Raw genomic sequence first — 15,788 nt, 5'->3', positions numbered from 1 at the left:
GTCAGACCTCCCGTCAGACCTCCAGCTCGGCCTCGATCTTCCGCAGCTGGTGGCGGGCCATCGCCAGGTTCGCCCGTCCCTTGTCCAGCGCCAGGTAAAGGAACAGGCCGTTCGTGCCCCGGCCCTTGAGGAGCCGGATGAGGTGGTACTGCGACCCCAACGTGATCAGGATGTCCTCGATCTCCTCGTTGAGGCCCAGCATCTCCATGGTGCGCACCTTGGCGCGTACGACGTCGGTGTTGCCCGCGGCGGCCACCGCCAGGTCCAGGTCCTTGCCGCCACCGATCGTGCCGAGGGCCATGCCGCTGGTGTAGTCGACGAGGGCGGCGCCCAGGGCACCGTCGATGACGGTGGTGGCTTCCTTGAGGGCGGTTTCGGTGTTGGCCATGAGTGTCACGCTTCCTTCGGTTTGTGGGACGGGAGGGGCGGTATGGCTCGTCGGGGGGCGGGTTCGTGGGATGCGGGCGTACGTGGCTGCAGGGCGCCGTCGACCAGCTCGCCGATGCGGAGGCCGGCCCGCCGGGCCTCCAGGTGGAGCCGGCCCACGTTGATGCGCGGCTCGGCCAGGACCGTCAGGACGGCGGAGCCGCCGGCCGCGTACGTCGCGACGTAGCCGTGCTCGCCACGGACCAGCAGCTCACGGAAGCCGCCCTGCCCGGTGGCCTCGGTGAGCCGCAGCGCGACGCCGAGCGCGGCCGCGGTGAGCGCGGCGACGCCCTCCGCGGCGTCGGCGTCCGCCGTGTCCCGGGCCAGGACCAGGCCGTCGGCGCTGGCCGCGAGCGCCCCGGTCACCTGCGGGACCCGGGCGCGCAGGCGCCTCAGCTCGCCGAGTACCTCGGCTTCGGCCGCCGTCATCAGCTGTCTCCTCTCGGCGCGCTGTCGTAGGGCGCGCCTCATGAGCGCGTACGGGGCGTACGGGTGGTCACAGATGGGCCTCCAGGGCGTCACGGAGTCGGCGGAGCAGGGCGATGTCCGGGTCGGGCGTGAAGTCCGCGACCAGGGGCGGGGGCGGGCGGTGCGGGGCGGGGTCGTACGGGGCGACTTGGGACGGGGCGGGGTCGTACGGGGGCGGCTCCGGGGGCGTGGCCACCAGCCCGGCCGCGGCCAGCCGCCGGACGTCCAGCAGGGTGTGGAACGCGGGCCTTCCCAGCGCCCAGGCGAGCTGCGCCGGGGTACGGGTGCCGTCGGCGTGGGCCAGCAGGGCGCGCCCGCGGGCGGTGACCGTCTGGCCGGGGGCGGCGGGGCGCGGGACGACGGGCGCGGCGTCGACGGCGGGGTACGGCCACACGCTGTCGAGCAGCTCACGGCGGCGCAGCGTCTCCCGCTCCAGGTCGACTGCCGACACGGGCCGTACGGGGCGTACGGCGTGCGTCCCGTGAACGGTGCCGTACTGGAAGCGGGCCGGGCCGCGGCCGGGCGCGAGCGCGAAGAACGCCGCGTCGAACAGGGCGCCCAGCCGGCAGATCTCCAGCTCGCCGGCCGCGATCCGGCCGCGCCTCGGCCGGCGCCCGCCCGCCGTCAGCAGGACGTCCGGCCCGGGCGCGACGGGGCTCTCCGCGTGCACGACCCGCCCGTCGACGAGGTACAGCGTCCCGTGGTCGCGCACCAGTGCCCCGGTCGCCCGCTCGCGCGCGAGCCGCAGCAGCATCGGCGAGACGACGACGGCTCCGGCGGCATGCGCCCTCATACCAGCACCAGCCGCTCGGCCAACTCCCGCAGGCGGAGGCGGGCGAGCGCCAGGTTGCCGGTGGAGCGGTCCAGCCACAGGTGGAGGAACACGCTGCTGTCGAACGTCGTCTCGACGAACCGCAGGACGTGATAGCCGGTACGGGTGGTGACGATGACGTCCTCGACGGGCGGCGCCTTCGGGTCCACACCGCCCGTCGGCAACGCCGGGAGCAGGGCCGGGGCGGGGCGCCCGCCCGGGTGGCCTCCCGGATCCCGGGGCAGGGCCGCCGGTCCCGCCGCGGGTGACGCGTCCGGTAAGGCCGCCGGTGACGCGTCCGGTAAGGCCGCCGGTCCCGCCGCCGGTAACGCGTCCGGTAAGGCCGCCGGTGACGCGTCCGGGGCGAACGACTCGTACTCCGCGGCCGCCCGCGCCAGCTCCGCCGTCTCCGCCGCCGTCGTCTCGTGGTCACCCACCGGGGACTGGCCGGCCGTGCCGAGAGCCAGGCCACTGGTCCAGTCGACGAGTGCCGCCCCCCGCGCGCCCGGCAGGCTCATCACTTCGCGCAGGCACTCGTCGATTCCGGGCACGCGGGCTCCCCTCCCAGTTCCCCGTTGCGCATCCACGTCCAAAGGTGCTGTGACCACGACGCTACGCAACGTTCGCTCGACAGGTGGGAGTTCTGGCATTTTCCAATGGAACGTGCCCCGCGAGCGATAAGGTCGCCGGTTACGACTCTCCGCGCGCCCGCATCACCGCCTTGTTGACCGCCCACAGCCCCACGCCGATCGCCACCAGGATCCCCGCCCGGATGTAGACGTCCGCGTCCCGGTCGGCCAGCGGGCTGGCGAGGATCAGGGCGGTGATCGCACCGAGGACCGGCAGCGCCGTCGGCGTACGGAAGTGCTGGTGCTCGACCCGGTCGCGGCGCAGTACCAGTACCGCGATGTTGACCACCGCGAAGACGCACAGCAGCAGGAACGCCGTCGTGTCGCCCAGGCCCTCGATCTCGCCGGTCGAGACCAGCCCGACCGCCAGGAGCGAGACGAAGACGATGCCGACGACGGGGGTGCGGCGTACGCGCAGGACGCGGCCCATGGCGCGGGGCAGGATCCGTTCGTTGGCCATGCCGTAGCAGAGGCGCGAGGCCATCATGATGTTGATGAGGGCCGAGTTGGTGACGGCGAACAGCGCGATGAGGGCGAAGGCCTTGGGCGGGAAGTCGAGCCCGCCGGCCTTGACGACCTCCAGGAGCGGCCCGCTGGACTTCTCCAGGGTGCGGTAGTCGACCAGGAGCGAGGAGACCAGCGCCACCAGGACGTAGATGGTGCCGGTGACCGCGACGCCCGTGAAGATCGCCCGGGGGAAGGTGCGCACCGGGTCCCGGGTCTCCTCGGCCATGTTGACCGAGTCCTCGAAGCCGACGAACGCGAAGAAGCCGAGCGCCGTCGCCCCCAGCACACTGGTGAGCAGCGCGTACCCGGTGCCGGTCGCCTGGAACTCGCCCAGTCGCGACGGCTCCCCGCCCTCCGTCAGCACCGCCCACGCGCCGATGGCGAGGATGATCGCCAGGCCGGTCATCTCGACGAGGGTGAGGACGACGTTCGTCTTCACGGACTCCGACACGCCTCGGAGGTTCAGTGCGGCGAGGGCGAGGATGAAGAGGATCGCGATCAGCGTGGGCGGAACCACGCCCTCCGTGAACTCGGCGAGGTAGTCCCCGCTGAAGGCGCGGGCCGCCGCGCTCGCGGACGACAGGCCCGAGCACATCACCATGAAGGCGACGATGAAGGTCAGGAAGGGAACCTTGAACGCCTTCTGGGTGTAGAGGGCCGCCCCGGCCGCCTTCGGGTACTTGCCGACGAGTTCGACGTACGACGCCGCCGTCAGGATCGCGACGACGAAGCCGATCACGAAGGGCAGCCAGAGCGCGCCCCCCACCTTCCCGGCCACCTTGCCGGTGGTGGCGTAGATGCCGGTGCCCAGGATGTCGCCGATGACGAAGAGGACGAGCAGTTTCGGCCCGATGACCCGCTTGAGGGGCGGCTCCGCGTGAGCTCCCGCGGGCTGTTCGGTGGTGGTCATGGGGAGGTTCTGCCCTGGCCGCCCGGGGAGATGCCCCTTTCAGCCCAAGAGCAGCACGTCCGGGCGTCCGCCACCTGCCTCCGCGACGATCTCGTCGACGGTCTGCGGCGGCCGTACGGTCGCGAACCGGACCGACCCGTCGTCATCCGTGACGAAGCCGTACACCCCCGGCCGGGCGAGGGAGTTGTACGCGTAGTGGTGCGCGAAGTAGTACGCCCCGGTGTCGAGCGCGGCCACGATGTCGCCCGGTTCGAGCAGCGGCAGCGGGCGTTTCACGGCCAGCAGGTCGCCCGCGAAGCACGCCGGTCCGGCCACGTCCTGGTCGACGGCCGGGCCGCCGCCCGTCTTGGGCAGCCCCTTGGCGTCGTACGCGGCGATCCGCAGCGGCCAGGAGACGGGGTCGTAGACCGTACGGGTGGCGACCTGGACGCCCGCGTGCGTGACGGCGATGGGCCGGGAGCCGGACGTCTTGGTGTACTCGACGCGGGCCAGGACCGTGCCGTGCTTGGCCAGCAGCGACCGGCCGAACTCGGTGACCAGCCCGTAGCGCCCGTCGAACAGCCCCGGCACCTCGGCGGCCAGCAGCCGGGCGTACTCCGCGTACGTCGGGGTCTCCTCGTCGGACGCGAAGTTCACCGGCAGCCCGCCGCCGATGTCGATGGTGTCGACCTGGCGGCGCCCGGCGGCCGCGTTGATCTCCTCGGCGAGCTCGTACACCTCCCTGATGCCGGTGACGAGGAGGGACAACGGCACGCCCTGTGAGCCGGAGTGGGTGTGCAGCCGGGTGAGCCAGGGGCGTTCGAGGTAGGTCCGTACGACGTGGGCGCGGGCGCCCTCGTCGCGCAGGGCGATGCCGAACTTGGAGGTGGAGGTGGCGGTGGACAGGGCCTCGATGGTGCCGCCGCCGATCTGCGGGTTGACGCGCAGCCCGAGCGGGGAGGCGCTCGGGGCCTGCTGGAGCAGGGCGCCGATACGGGCCAGCTCCTGGTGGTTGTCGGCGTTGACGGAGATCCCGAGGGCGAGGGCCTCGCGCAGCTCGGCGGGGGTCTTGGCGGGGGAGTCGAGGACGGTCCGCTCCGGCGGGACGCCGGCCGCGCGGGCCAGGGCCAGCTCTCCGGGGCTCGCGACCTCGGCGCCGAGGCCCGCCTCGTACAGCAGGCGCAGGACGGGGACGAGCGGGGACGCCTTGACGGCGAAGGCGTGCAGGACGGGCGCGTCGGTGACGTCCGCGAAGGCGGCGCGGAGGGCGGCGGCGGAGGCGCGGACGCCGGCGATGTCGAGGAGGGCGGCGACGGGTTCGGTCCCGGTGAGGAGGGCTTGGTCGACTGCGGCTCGTACGGCCTGATCGCGACGGTCTGAAGCCATGTTCTCCAGCCAATCATCCGGTGTCCGGCACCGCAGCCGTTGACTACATCTATTCATCGCGCCAAGATGTGAATAGCTGATTCTGCAAGCGACGCAGTCGCAGTCGTCCCTGTGTGACCGAGGAGGCATCCCCATGTCAGGACCCCGCCCCGTACGGGCCCCGCGCGGTACGGAACTGAGCGCCCTGGGATGGCAGCAGGAAGCCGCCCTGCGGATGCTGCAGAACAACCTCGACCCCGAGGTCGCCGAGCACCCCGACAAGCTCGTCGTCTACGGCGGCACCGGCAAGGCCGCCCGCGACTGGCGCTCCTTCGACGCGATGGTCCGTACGCTGCGGACGCTCAAGCAGGACGAGACGATGCTCGTCCAGTCCGGCCGCCCCGTCGGCGTCATGCAGACCCACGAGTGGGCGCCGCGCGTCCTGATCGCCAACTCCAACCTGGTCGGCGACTGGGCGAACTGGGAGGAGTTCCGGCGGCTGGAACAGCTGGGCCTGACCATGTACGGCCAGATGACGGCCGGGTCGTGGATCTACATCGGTACGCAGGGGATCCTCCAGGGCACGTACGAGACGTTCGCCGCCGTCGCCGCCAAGAAGTTCAACGGCACCCTGGCCGGGACGATCACCCTCACCGCCGGCCTCGGCGGCATGGGCGGCGCCCAGCCGCTCGCCGTGACCATGAACGACGGCGTCGCCATCTGCATCGACTGCGACCCGCGCGCCATCGAGCGCCGCATCGAGCACCGGTACCTGGACGTCCGTGCCGACTCCCTCGACCACGCGCTGTCCCTCGCCGTGGAGGCCCGCGACGCCCGCCGCCCGCTCTCCATCGGCGTGCTGGGCAACGCGGCCGACCTGGTCCCGCAGCTGCTCGCGATGAACGCCCCCATCGACATCGTCACCGACCAGACCTCCGCCCACGACCCCCTCTCCTACCTCCCGCTCGGCGTCGACTTCGACGACATGGCCTCCTACGCGGCCGAGAAGCCAGCCGACTTCACCCAGCGCGCCCGGGAGTCGATGGCCCGGCACGTCGAGGCCATGGTCGGCTTCATGGACGCCGGCGCCGAGGTCTTCGACTACGGCAACTCCATCCGCGGCGAGGCGCGGCTCGCCGGCTACGACCGGGCGTTCGCCTTCCCCGGCTTCGTACCCGCCTACATCCGGCCCCTGTTCTGCGAGGGCAAGGGCCCCTTCCGCTGGGCCGCCCTGTCCGGCGACGCCGCCGACATCCACAAGACCGACAAGGCCATCCTCGACCTCTTCCCCGAGAACGAGTCGCTGGCCCGCTGGATCAAGATGGCCGGCGAACGCGTCCACTTCCAGGGCCTGCCCGCCCGCATCTGCTGGCTCGGTTACGGCGAGCGCGACCGCGCCGGCGAGCACTTCAACGACATGGTCGCCTCCGGCGAGCTGTCCGCCCCCCTCGCCATCGGCCGCGACCACCTCGACTGCGGCTCCGTCGCCTCCCCGTACCGCGAGACCGAGGCCATGCTGGACGGCTCCGACGCCATCGCCGACTGGCCGCTCCTCAACGCCATGGTGAACGTCGCCTCCGGTGCCTCCTGGGTCTCCATCCACCACGGCGGCGGCGTCGGCATGGGCCGCTCCATCCACGCGGGCCAAGTCACCGTCGCCGACGGCACCCCGCTCGCGGGCGAGAAGATCCGCCGCGTCCTCACCAACGACCCGGGCATGGGCGTCATCCGCCACGTCGACGCCGGCTACGACCGCGCGGAGTCCGTCGCCGACGAGCGCGGCGTCCGCATCCCGATGCGCGAGGGTGACGCGTAATGGGTATGGGCAATCGTCCCGCAGGGCATCGGGGGCACCTCCCGGGCGAAGCCCAGGGGGCGGGTGGGCACGGCCCGGCGGAGCCGGGCGCCTCGTTCCACACCATGTGGGCCGACCTCGCGCCCATCGGCCGCCACCGGGCGAGCGGCGGTTACCGCCGCTACGCCTGGACCGGCGCCGACGCCGACTGCCGCACCTGGTTCCAGGAGCAGGCCGAGGCGCGCGGGCTCACCTACGAGACCGACCGCAACGGCAACCAGTGGGCCTGGCTCGGCGACCCCCTCGGCGAGGACGCCGTCGTCACCGGCTCGCACCTGGACTCCGTCCCGGACGGCGGCGCCTTCGACGGCCCGCTGGGCGTCGTCTCCTCCTTCGCCGCACTCGACGAACTCCGCCACAGGGGAGTGGAGTTCCGTCGTCCGCTGGCCATCACCAACTTCGGTGACGAGGAAGGCGCCCGCTTCGGACTCGCCTGCGTCGGCTCCCGCCTCACGGCCGGGCAGCTGACGAAGGAGGCGGCGTACGCGCTGCTCGACGCCGACGGCGTCACCCTCCCCCAGGCCATGGAGGCGGCCGGGTACGACCCGGAGGCCATCGGCCCGGACCCGGAGCGCCTCGCCCGTATCGGCGCGTTCGTCGAGCTGCACGTCGAGCAGGGCCGCGCCCTCGACCTGACCGGGGACGCGGTCGGTATCGCCTCCGCCATCTGGCCGCACGGCCGCTGGCGGTACGACTTCCACGGCGAGGCCAACCACGCCGGCACCACCCGGCTCGTCGACCGGCGCGACCCGATGCTGACGTACGCCGAAACGGTCCTGGCCGCCCGCCGCGAGGCGGAACTCGCCGGAGCCGTCGCCACCTTCGGCAAGATCGCGGTCGAGCCGAACGGCGTCAACGCCATCCCCTCCCTCGTACGCGGCTGGCTCGACTCCCGGGCCGCCGACCAGGCGACGCTGGACACGGTCGTGTCGGGTATCGAGGCAGCCGCCCACGAGGCGGCCACCCGCCAGGGCATCGACCTCACCGTCGTACGCGAATCGTTCACCCCCGTCGTCGAGTTCGAGCACGCCCTGCGCGACGAGCTGGCCAAGATCCTCGGCGGCCAGGTCCCGGTCCTGGGCACTGGCGCCGGGCACGACGCGGGCATCCTGTCGGCCTCCATCCCGACGGCCATGCTGTTCGTCCGCAACCCCACAGGCGTCTCCCACTCCCCGGCCGAGTACGCGGCCGAGGACGACTGCGTGGCCGGCGTCCACGCACTCGCCGACGTACTGGAGGGCCTGGCGTGCAGCTGACCTACTGGACCGAACACGCCTGGCTCGGCACCCACGTCGAGCCGGGCGTCGCCCTCGACGTGTCCGACGGCCGCATCACCTCCGTACGCACCGGCGTCGACACCCCGCCGCCGGGCACCGTGCCCCTGCGCGGCCTGACCATCCCCGGCCTGGCCAACGCCCACAGCCACGCCTTCCACCGTGCCCTGCGCGGCACCGTCCAGGTCGGCTCCGGCACCTTCTGGACCTGGCGCGAGGTCATGTACCAGGTCGCCTCCCGCCTGACCCCCGACACGTACTTCGCGCTCGCCCGCGCCGTGTACGCGGAGATGGCGCTGGCCGGCATCACGGCGGTCGGCGAGTTCCACTACCTCCACCACGCGCCCGGAGGCGCCCCGTACGCCGACCCCAACGCCATGGGCGAGGCGCTGATCGCGGCGGCCGGCGAGGCGGGCATCCGCATCACGCTGCTCGACACGGCGTACCTGTCCTCCGGCTTCGGCGCCGCCCCCGACCCGCACCAGCTCCGCTTCTCCGACGGCACGGCCGAGGCCTGGGCCGAGCGGGCCGCCGGGCTGAAGGAGCGGGACGGGGTCCGGATCGGCGCGGCCGTCCACTCCGTACGCGCCGTCCCCGCCGACCAGCTGTCCACGGTCGCCCAGTGGGCCGCCGACCGGCAGGCTCCCCTGCACGTCCACCTCTCCGAGCAGACGGCCGAGAACGACGCCTGCCTGGCCGCCCACGGCCGCACCCCGACCCGGCTGCTCGCCGACCACGGCGTACTCGGCCCGCGCACCACCGGCGTCCACAACACCCACCTCACCGACGAGGACATCGCCCTGCTCGGCAGCTCCGGCACCGGCACGTGCATGTGCCCGACCACCGAACGGGACCTCGCGGACGGTATCGGCCCGGCCGTCGCCCTCCAGCGGGCCGGCTCGCCCCTGTCGCTGGGCAGCGACAGCCACGCCGTGATCGACCTGCTGGAGGAAGCGCGGGCGATGGAACTCGACGAGCGCCTCCGCTCCCGCACCCGAGGCCACTGGACGGCAACCGCACTGCTGCGCGCCGCCACCGCCGACGGGCACGCCGCACTCGGATGGCCGGACGCGGGCCGCCTGGAATCCGGGGCGCTCGCCGACTTCACGACGATCGCCCTCGACACGGTCAGGACAGCGGGACCGGTGCCGCGTCTGGCAGCTGAGACAGCGGTATTCGCCGCGTCGGCAGCGGATGTGCGCCATACGGTCGTGGGTGGGCGTCACGTCGTACGGGACGGAGCCCACTGCCTGATCCCCGACGTACCCCGAGCCCTGACGGACTCGATCGCCGCGCTGCACCGCTGAAACGGCTGAAACCGCTGAAGGAGACACCCCTCACCATGAACAGCATGAACAGCGGCCCCGACACGACGAACAACCCCCCGGCGACAGCCGCCCCCGCGACGGCGAACAACACCGTCGCGGCGACGGCCACCGTCATCACCAACATCGCCAGCCTGGTCACCAACGACCCCTCCCTCGGTGACGGATCCCCCCTCGGTCTGATCCAGGACGCGGCAGTCGTCATCGACGGCGACCGCGTCGCCTGGATCGGTGAAACAAGCAAAGCACCCGCCACTGACAATCGGGTCGACGCCGGTGGCCGGGCCGTCATCCCCGGGTTTGTCGACTCCCACTCCCACCTGGTCTTCGCGGGCGACCGCACCGCCGAGTTCAACGCCCGCATGTCCGGGCAGCCGTACGCCGCCGGCGGCATCCGCACCACGGTCGCCGCCACCCGCGCCGCCACCGACGAGGCACTCGAGGCCAACGTCACCCGCTACCTGCGCGAAGCGCTCCGCCAGGGCACGACCACCTTCGAAACCAAGTCCGGCTACGGCCTCACCGTCGAGGACGAGGCCCGCGCGCTGCGCATCGCCTCCCGCCACACCGACGAGGTCACCTACCTCGGCGCGCACATCGTGTCCCCCGACTACGCCGACGACCCCGCCGGGTACGTCGACCTCGTCACCGGCCCGATGCTGAAGGCCTGCGCCCCGTACGCCCGCTGGATCGACGTGTTCTGCGAGAAGGGTGCCTTCGACGGCGACCAGGCCCGCGCGATCCTCACCGCCGGCAAGGCGCACGGCCTGCACCCGCGCATCCACGCCAACCAGCTGTCGTACGGCCCCGGCGTCCAGCTCGCGGTCGAACTCGACGCTGCGAGTGCCGACCACTGCACGCACCTCACGCAGCAGGACGTCGACGCGCTCGCCAGTGGCCGTACCGTCGCCACCCTCCTCCCCGGCGCCGAGTTCTCCACCCGCGCCGAATGGCCGGACGCCCGCCGCCTCCTCGACGCGGGCGTCACCGTGGCGCTCTCCACCGACTGCAACCCGGGCTCCTCGTTCACCTCCTCCATGCCGTTCTGCATCGCCCTCGCCGTACGCGACATGGGCATGACCCCCAACGAGGCGCTCTGGTCCGCCACGGCCGGCGGCGCCGCCGCCCTGCGCCGTACCGACGTCGGCCGCCTCACCCCCGGCGCCCGCGCCGACCTCACCCTCCTCGACGCCCCCTCCCACGTCCACCTCGCCTACCGCCCCGGCGTCCCGCTGGCCTCCGCGGTCTGGCAGCGCGGCGACCGCGTCCTCTGACCCCCGCTGCCCGTAGCCCCCGGCGCCGCGTCCCGGGGTCTACGCCCTGGCCGACTGCCTTCACCGCCGCTGCTCAGAGATCGTCGTCCGCGCAGTCGTGCCAACCGGTCGCGAGCAGGTCGAGTGCGGTGGGCAGCTTCGGGAAGGACGGGGCGCAGTCCGTGCAGCCGTAGACGTTGAAGCCGGGACCCGAGCCGGAGTGCACCTCCGACACGAGGACCGGAGTGGTGGTGACCCGATGGCAGCGCACGCACATCCGCGCGGGCTGCCGGGCGCCCGCCGCCCGCGTCGCGTCGCTCGCGCACGCTTGGCAAACTGTTGATGCCGGGCCCCGGCCGTGGTGCTGGTCGTGACCGTGGCGAAGGGGCCCGCCGCCGCCCCGCAGGCCTCGCACACCGGTGCCTGTACGCCTGACGGGTCCGGCTGCCCCGGCAACTGTGGCTCCGGCCCTTGTACGGTCGCGCTCACCAGGCCACCGCCCCGACGAGGTACGCATCGACATCCACCCCGAAGTCCGCCGCGAGCACCAGGGCCCGCCGCCGCTGACGCTGCTCGTCCGCCACGAGATACGGGCGGACCATGACGGTCTCGTCGCCGTTCAGCGGCGCGTCGAGCCCGTACGGCGAGCGGGCCGGGGGGAGTCCCACGAGGCTAGGACGCCGGGGAGCCGCACCAGCCTGGAGAGGGCGGCTGGTCGAGCGAGATGCGGCGCGGGCGTCCGCGCGGGCAGCCGGACGGGACCGGTGTCGGCCGCCGACACGCTCCCTCAACATCAGCTTGGCCCACAGGGCAATGGCACGGATATGGTCTGTCATGTCGACGCTCCAGGCAGCGTTGGCCAAGCCCCGGGAGGTCTAGCCACCTCGCCGGGGTCTTCTCGAGTGTCACTGTATCGCAGCATGCTATACCGTGCCAGGCCTGCTACCGCTCGCGTGCCATGCAGTGGCCTGCCTAGCTTGGTCATGTGATCGAATTTGCCCCCGACGAACCACGCTGGCGCCAGGTCGCCCGGATTATTCGGCAGCGCATCGAAGATGGGACGTATCCGCCCCGGACGCGCGTGCCTTCCGTGGTCGAGATGCTCGCAGAATTCGGAATCGCCACGTCGACGGGACAGAAGGTGCACCGCGCCCTTCGGGCTGAAGGGCTGATCTACACCGAGCCCGGCATGGGGTCCTTCGTCGCAGAGCGGGGCGTCACCCAGCAGGCCGAGGGGACGGCCCCCGCTGACTGACGGAACCGCTACCCGCGTGGTCATCCTGCTGATGACAGCGCCCGCTGGAGGGTGCGGTCCAGCTTATTGACCTCCGGGTTGTGGGCGGCATGGGACGCTTCCTGCCTCCAGCTGTCGCATAGGGGTGTCCCAAGTCGCCCACAACTCCCGGCTCCGATACTGGTGTGAGAGCTGCGGCATGACAGGGGAAGCGGCCGTGCTCTCCGGTGCCGGAGCCCGCGAAGAGCTCAACGCGCCTCGCGCCTTTTATCGGTGCACGCCCGCAAGAGCCGATGGCAACCGGGCGTGCCCGCCGCCCAAGAGGTCATTACGCAGAGCGCGTGACCATTGCCGTTATGAAGCACACGGCCCAGATGATCGGAATCAGCGCGACGTAGGCCAACGGCTGCCGGTGCACCGGCTGTCCTTCGTCCGGACTCGTGCGCCCCTGCATGGGAGCGGCCGGTGCCAGTCGGCTGAAACGGCGGTGGGCGATCAGGTTCCAGAGCAGCGTGAACGGGGTGAAGAGTACGAGTGAGAAAGGGCTCCACCAGCCCTGCCACAGGGTCTGGGTCGTCGTCAGTCGTACGAGGGCGATCCCGCACTGGCGGCAGAAGGGGCCGTCGAATTTCTGGAAGCGCATCACGATGAGCACGCCCTGGTGCGCTCGGACGGAAGTATCGACGGTGGGATAGCCGCCGCAGATCCGACATGCGTGATTGGCGACGGGATTGGTGTACGTCGGAAGCGAGGACTGCGCGGGCCAGCCATGAGCCGGCGGCGTCCCGTAGCTCTGGGGCGTGGGGTGCTGCGTCGGCATGCCGTGGGGGCCGCCACCGGTCGACGGTGGGGCGGGATAGGAGGGGGTGTTCATGAGTGAACTCCGGGACGAATACAGGAGAATGGACGGGCGGACGAAAGTCCGAGCGAAGTCGGACTGGTCGCCGCGTGAGTACGTAACCTTGAAAGGCTGTCGCAGGCTGTGGTGCAGTCCGCAGCGCGCGCCGCTACAGGGAGGCGTTGCCCACGGCCGTCCCGATCAGTTCGGCGGCCGCGATCCAGTCATCCAGGCTGATCAGTTGCAGCCTGACATTCGGCCACTTCCCCGGTGCCTTCATAACGCCGGACATCTAACTCGTGCAGCTCATCAGAGCTGTATGACATGCAATGAAACTTCCGCGTTCGCGATCATGCGCGCAATCTCGACTGGAAGGTTTTCGAATTCCTCCATTACTACGTCATACGGCTCCACGTGATGGATCCCCCCGTCGTGTCCCTCGGCTGCGATGACGAAGCGATACCCAGCGGGTGAGCTCTCGTCGGTCATCTTCATCCACGTGGCATCATGGCGATGCACCAGAAGGTCGCCAAGGTAGGACGTCAGGTCCGTGTGGAGCGTGATCCAGTCCGACTGCTCGAATTCGCCAAGTGGTAGGCGGTCGACGTAGTTCTGCAGGCCAGGTAGCAAGGCCAATGGATCGCGCGTGTACTGCTCGGCCGTGACACCGAGCATCGTTGCGAGCCCTAGGGCGTTGCGGTGAGCCCCTTCTGTCCATTCCGCGACTTCCGCGGCTGCTTCGTCGGGCGTCCTGTTCTGCATTCGCTCACCTTTCGTGAGGGTTGAAGTGCTACTTAACCCTCGGCTTGTCCCATTTGTCTTTCTTGGGTGCTGGTCCGTATTCGAGAAAAATTATGTTCGCTTTCTTCAAGTAGGCGCGGAGCTCGACTGACGGTCCGGCGTGGGTGAAGGCCCAGCGCGGGTCATAACCGGGAACAATTCGCCTCAAGGATATGTCCTTATGGATCTGTTCCTTGATTGCTTTATTGAGCGGGACCTCATTCTTGATCGTCTTCTGGGAACCGTCGTTCAAGGTGATGGTGCGGTAAGGGCCGTACGTCTTCACCTCAACGGCGACCGTACGTCCGTCCGGCAGGTCCACCGGGACGTCCACCTTGCGCCCGCCGGTACGCGTCACGGGATATCGTGGGTCATTGTTCGTGGGGACCGGGTAGGGGCGTTCTGGGTCGCCACCCCACATCTGACGATGCAATTCCTCACCGCGCTTCCATCGCTCCTCGTGAGGACGGGTGTTCCGCACATCCCTGAGTGTGAGTGGGCCATCGGCAGGCAGTAGGTTCGGCCTGGTGTAGTCCGGTTCCTGCCCATCGTACGGATTGTCGCTGTCTGGCTTGTCAGTGACGCCACCTTCACCGGTGTCTGGCCGGTCGCCCGCAGCATTATTGACAGCCTCCGTCTCGATGCCTTCCCCGGCCTCATCGTCCGGCATGCGCTGTCGGACCACGTCATCGCCGTTGCGGCCCGTACCGCTGGATGCGGCACTCCCAGGGCGGTCAGGACCGCCAAGTTCCGGCGTGTTACCGCGGGGGCCCAAGGTGTCCCCGCCCAGGTTGCCATCGGATTGGTTGGTGCCTTCACCGGGGCGGCTTCCCGCTGGCGGGGTGTGATTCAGCGTGTTCGACGGGATGTTGCCTGCCACGCCGCCGTCAGGGCGGTTGTCGCCCGCCTGGGCCGTGGGGCCGGACGAGGCCTCCGGTGTGCGGCCCGCGTCGCTCAGGCTGTCGCCGAGGCGCAGGACGCCGCCTGAGGACACGGCGCCTGCGCCGACCAGGGCCGGTTGGCGGGCAGGGGGGTCCACGCGGGACGTGTCCGCGCCTACGGCGGAGGCGGGAGGCTGCTCCTTTTTGGCGTCGGCGGCGCGTTGGAGGAGGGTGCCGTCCGCGTCGTACAAGTTGCCCTTGGGGTCGAGGTAGACGGTGTTGCCGTTGGGGTCGGTGAGTTTGGCGGTGCCTTCGGGGAGGGCGATGGTGCCGTCGGTGACCTTGAGGGTGCCCTCGGGGACGGGCACGGCGCCGGCCGGTGGCGGGGTGCCCTCCGAGAGGCGGACCATGCCGTCGCCGAAGTCGATCGCGCCCGGGGGGACCGGGGTGCCGTCCGGGAGGCGGACCGTGCCCCGGGGGACCTCGATGACGCCCGGGGGGACGTCCGCCCCATCGGGGAGGCGCAACGTTCCGTCGGGGAGGACGGTGGCGCCGGCGGGGAGTTTGACCGCGCCGGGCGGGAGGCTGATGTCGACGTTGCTCATGCCGCGCAGGCCGGCCAGGACGTCGCCGATCTTGGACATGCTCGCGGTGGCGCCTTTGAGGAGGTACGTCGTCGGGTCGAGGGCCCTGCCCGCCTTGCCCGCGAAGGAGATCGCCTTGGCGGCCATTCCGGCCTTTCCCGCGCCCGACACCGCACCCCCCGCACCGGCCGTGAAGACGGTGCTGAACACGTTCCAGGTGACCGTGCCGCCGGCCCGGGCCGGGTTCTCCTCCCACTGGTCCCAGGCGAGGAACGCCTTGCCGGTCTCCTTCATCGCCGTACGGGATTCCCGTAGCCAAGAGGGGAGTTGGTCGTCCCGCGCCGAGGCGTACCAGGAACCCACCACCGGGACCGAGCTGATCGCCACTCCCGTGACGACCATCCCCAGGCCCTTCCACGCCTGCCCGGCCTCGTCCCAGCCGTGGACGCCCACCAGGGTGCCCAGGCTCGTGATGGTCCCCCACACACCGTCGACAAAGAACCCCTCCAAGAAGTCACCGGCGTGCTCCCACACCTGCCACCCCGGGGTCGACTCCGTGACCGCGTCGCCCCACGGCAGGCTCTTGACCTGCTTGAGGGTCTCGGCGTCGTAGCCGTACATGCCCGGCTGGTGGGATCCGTCGTCGACCCTGAGCGGTGTGCCGCCGAC

General features: G+C 71.1%; 15 protein-coding genes and 1 pseudogene. 5 read left to right on the top strand and 11 right to left on the bottom strand.

What is annotated here, in order from left to right; genetic code table 11:
* Positions 1–13: 13 nt before the first annotated feature.
* The 6 genes and pseudogenes from BKD26_RS17770 to BKD26_RS17745 all read right to left on the bottom strand — a co-directional run bounded on the left by BKD26_RS17770 (position 14) and on the right by BKD26_RS17745 (position 5,116).
* Positions 14–388, bottom strand: coding sequence for a hypothetical protein (locus BKD26_RS17770; protein WP_084899015.1), 375 nt, complete (start codon positions 386–388; stop codon positions 14–16).
* A 5-nt stretch (positions 389–393) separates the two neighbouring features.
* A complete protein-coding gene (locus BKD26_RS17765) occupies positions 394–897 on the bottom strand; it encodes a roadblock/LC7 domain-containing protein (protein WP_084899342.1) in 504 nt (167 codons plus the stop codon).
* Positions 898–922: 25 nt separating this feature from the next.
* Positions 923–1,687: a hypothetical protein gene (locus BKD26_RS17760; RefSeq protein WP_084899013.1), complete on the bottom strand. Its 765-nt coding sequence runs from the start codon at positions 1,685–1,687 to the stop codon at positions 923–925.
* Positions 1,688–2,067: 380 nt separating this feature from the next.
* Positions 2,068–2,256 (bottom strand): annotated as a pseudogene (locus BKD26_RS41350) (roadblock/LC7 domain-containing protein); the annotation flags it as partial.
* A gap of 139 nt (positions 2,257–2,395) precedes the next feature.
* Positions 2,396–3,751 carry an APC family permease gene (locus tag BKD26_RS17750; RefSeq protein ID WP_084899011.1) on the bottom strand — a complete coding sequence of 452 codons (1,356 nt, stop codon included), beginning with the start codon at positions 3,749–3,751 and terminating at the stop codon, positions 2,396–2,398.
* A 39-nt stretch (positions 3,752–3,790) separates the two neighbouring features.
* Positions 3,791–5,116 carry a hypothetical protein gene (locus tag BKD26_RS17745; protein WP_084899010.1) on the bottom strand — a complete coding sequence of 442 codons (1,326 nt, stop codon included), beginning with the start codon at positions 5,114–5,116 and terminating at the stop codon, positions 3,791–3,793.
* Between the two features lie 133 nt (positions 5,117–5,249).
* Between BKD26_RS17745 and hutU the strand changes: the two genes are divergently transcribed.
* From hutU to hutI, 4 genes are all read left to right on the top strand, one after another.
* Positions 5,250–6,911, top strand: coding sequence for a urocanate hydratase (gene hutU / locus BKD26_RS17740; RefSeq protein WP_084899008.1), 1,662 nt, complete (start codon positions 5,250–5,252; stop codon positions 6,909–6,911).
* 104 nt (positions 6,912–7,015) lie between these two features.
* A complete protein-coding gene (locus BKD26_RS17735; protein WP_084899006.1) occupies positions 7,016–8,206 on the top strand; it encodes an allantoate amidohydrolase in 1,191 nt (396 codons plus the stop codon).
* The gene (locus BKD26_RS17730; protein ID WP_084899005.1) at positions 8,197–9,531 is read left to right on the top strand and encodes a formimidoylglutamate deiminase; all 1,335 of its coding nucleotides are present in this window, start codon (positions 8,197–8,199) and stop codon (positions 9,529–9,531) included. The genes BKD26_RS17735 and BKD26_RS17730 overlap by 10 nt, the downstream gene beginning before the upstream one ends.
* A 44-nt stretch (positions 9,532–9,575) precedes the next feature.
* Complete coding sequence (gene hutI / locus BKD26_RS17725) at positions 9,576–10,823, top strand: imidazolonepropionase (protein WP_084899337.1); 1,248 nt, start codon at positions 9,576–9,578, stop codon at positions 10,821–10,823.
* A 73-nt stretch (positions 10,824–10,896) separates the two neighbouring features.
* Here hutI and BKD26_RS17720 read toward each other — a convergent pair whose 3' ends face one another.
* Positions 10,897–11,079, bottom strand: a complete 183-nt coding sequence (locus BKD26_RS17720) for a hypothetical protein (protein ID WP_084899003.1) — start codon at positions 11,077–11,079, stop codon at positions 10,897–10,899.
* 208 nt (positions 11,080–11,287) lie between these two features.
* Positions 11,288–11,470, bottom strand: coding sequence for a hypothetical protein (locus tag BKD26_RS42270; protein WP_347104964.1), 183 nt, complete (start codon positions 11,468–11,470; stop codon positions 11,288–11,290).
* A gap of 317 nt (positions 11,471–11,787) precedes the next feature.
* On the opposite strand from BKD26_RS42270, the gene BKD26_RS17710 reads away from it, so the two are divergent.
* A complete protein-coding gene (locus BKD26_RS17710) occupies positions 11,788–12,057 on the top strand; it encodes a winged helix-turn-helix domain-containing protein (protein ID WP_241518708.1) in 270 nt (89 codons plus the stop codon).
* Positions 12,058–12,364: 307 nt separating this feature from the next.
* Here BKD26_RS17710 and BKD26_RS17705 read toward each other — a convergent pair whose 3' ends face one another.
* From BKD26_RS17705 to BKD26_RS17695, 3 genes are all read right to left on the bottom strand, one after another.
* Positions 12,365–12,910 carry a hypothetical protein gene (locus BKD26_RS17705; protein WP_084899000.1) on the bottom strand — a complete coding sequence of 182 codons (546 nt, stop codon included), beginning with the start codon at positions 12,908–12,910 and terminating at the stop codon, positions 12,365–12,367.
* Positions 12,911–13,183: 273 nt separating this feature from the next.
* Positions 13,184–13,636 carry a hypothetical protein gene (locus BKD26_RS17700; protein ID WP_084898999.1) on the bottom strand — a complete coding sequence of 151 codons (453 nt, stop codon included), beginning with the start codon at positions 13,634–13,636 and terminating at the stop codon, positions 13,184–13,186.
* A gap of 28 nt (positions 13,637–13,664) precedes the next feature.
* Complete coding sequence (locus BKD26_RS17695) at positions 13,665–15,413, bottom strand: hypothetical protein (protein WP_143662665.1); 1,749 nt, start codon at positions 15,411–15,413, stop codon at positions 13,665–13,667.
* Positions 15,414–15,788: the final 375 nt, after the last annotated feature.

Origin of the sequence: Streptomyces sp. CB03238 (genome assembly GCF_002099185.1) — a bacterium.
Taxonomy (GTDB): domain Bacteria; phylum Actinomycetota; class Actinomycetes; order Streptomycetales; family Streptomycetaceae; genus Streptomyces.
Note: the sequence above shows the minus strand (reverse complement) of the source record. Positions and strands in the feature narration are given on the sequence as shown.

Bases quoted from the DNA above. Each gene is read 5' to 3' on its own strand.
- BKD26_RS17705 (WP_084899000.1), bottom strand. From the start codon at position 12,910: ATGAACACCCCCTCCTATCCCGCCCCACCGTCGACCGGTGGCGGCCCC.
- BKD26_RS17760 (WP_084899013.1), bottom strand. From the start codon at position 1,687: ATGAGGGCGCATGCCGCCGGAGCCGTCGTCGTCTCGCCGATGCTGCTG.
- BKD26_RS17770 (WP_084899015.1), bottom strand. From the start codon at position 388: ATGGCCAACACCGAAACCGCCCTCAAGGAAGCCACCACCGTCATCGAC.
- BKD26_RS17700 (WP_084898999.1), bottom strand. From the start codon at position 13,636: ATGCAGAACAGGACGCCCGACGAAGCAGCCGCGGAAGTCGCGGAATGG.
- BKD26_RS17735 (WP_084899006.1), top strand. From the start codon at position 7,016: ATGTGGGCCGACCTCGCGCCCATCGGCCGCCACCGGGCGAGCGGCGGT.
- BKD26_RS17695 (WP_143662665.1), bottom strand. From the start codon at position 15,413: ATGAAGGAGACCGGCAAGGCGTTCCTCGCCTGGGACCAGTGGGAGGAG.
- BKD26_RS17720 (WP_084899003.1), bottom strand. From the start codon at position 11,079: ATGTGCGTGCGCTGCCATCGGGTCACCACCACTCCGGTCCTCGTGTCG.
- hutU (WP_084899008.1), top strand. From the start codon at position 5,250: ATGTCAGGACCCCGCCCCGTACGGGCCCCGCGCGGTACGGAACTGAGC.
- BKD26_RS17745 (WP_084899010.1), bottom strand. From the start codon at position 5,116: ATGGCTTCAGACCGTCGCGATCAGGCCGTACGAGCCGCAGTCGACCAA.
- BKD26_RS17765 (WP_084899342.1), bottom strand. From the start codon at position 897: ATGAGGCGCGCCCTACGACAGCGCGCCGAGAGGAGACAGCTGATGACG.
- hutI (WP_084899337.1), top strand. From the start codon at position 9,576: ATGAACAGCGGCCCCGACACGACGAACAACCCCCCGGCGACAGCCGCC.
- BKD26_RS17750 (WP_084899011.1), bottom strand. From the start codon at position 3,751: ATGACCACCACCGAACAGCCCGCGGGAGCTCACGCGGAGCCGCCCCTC.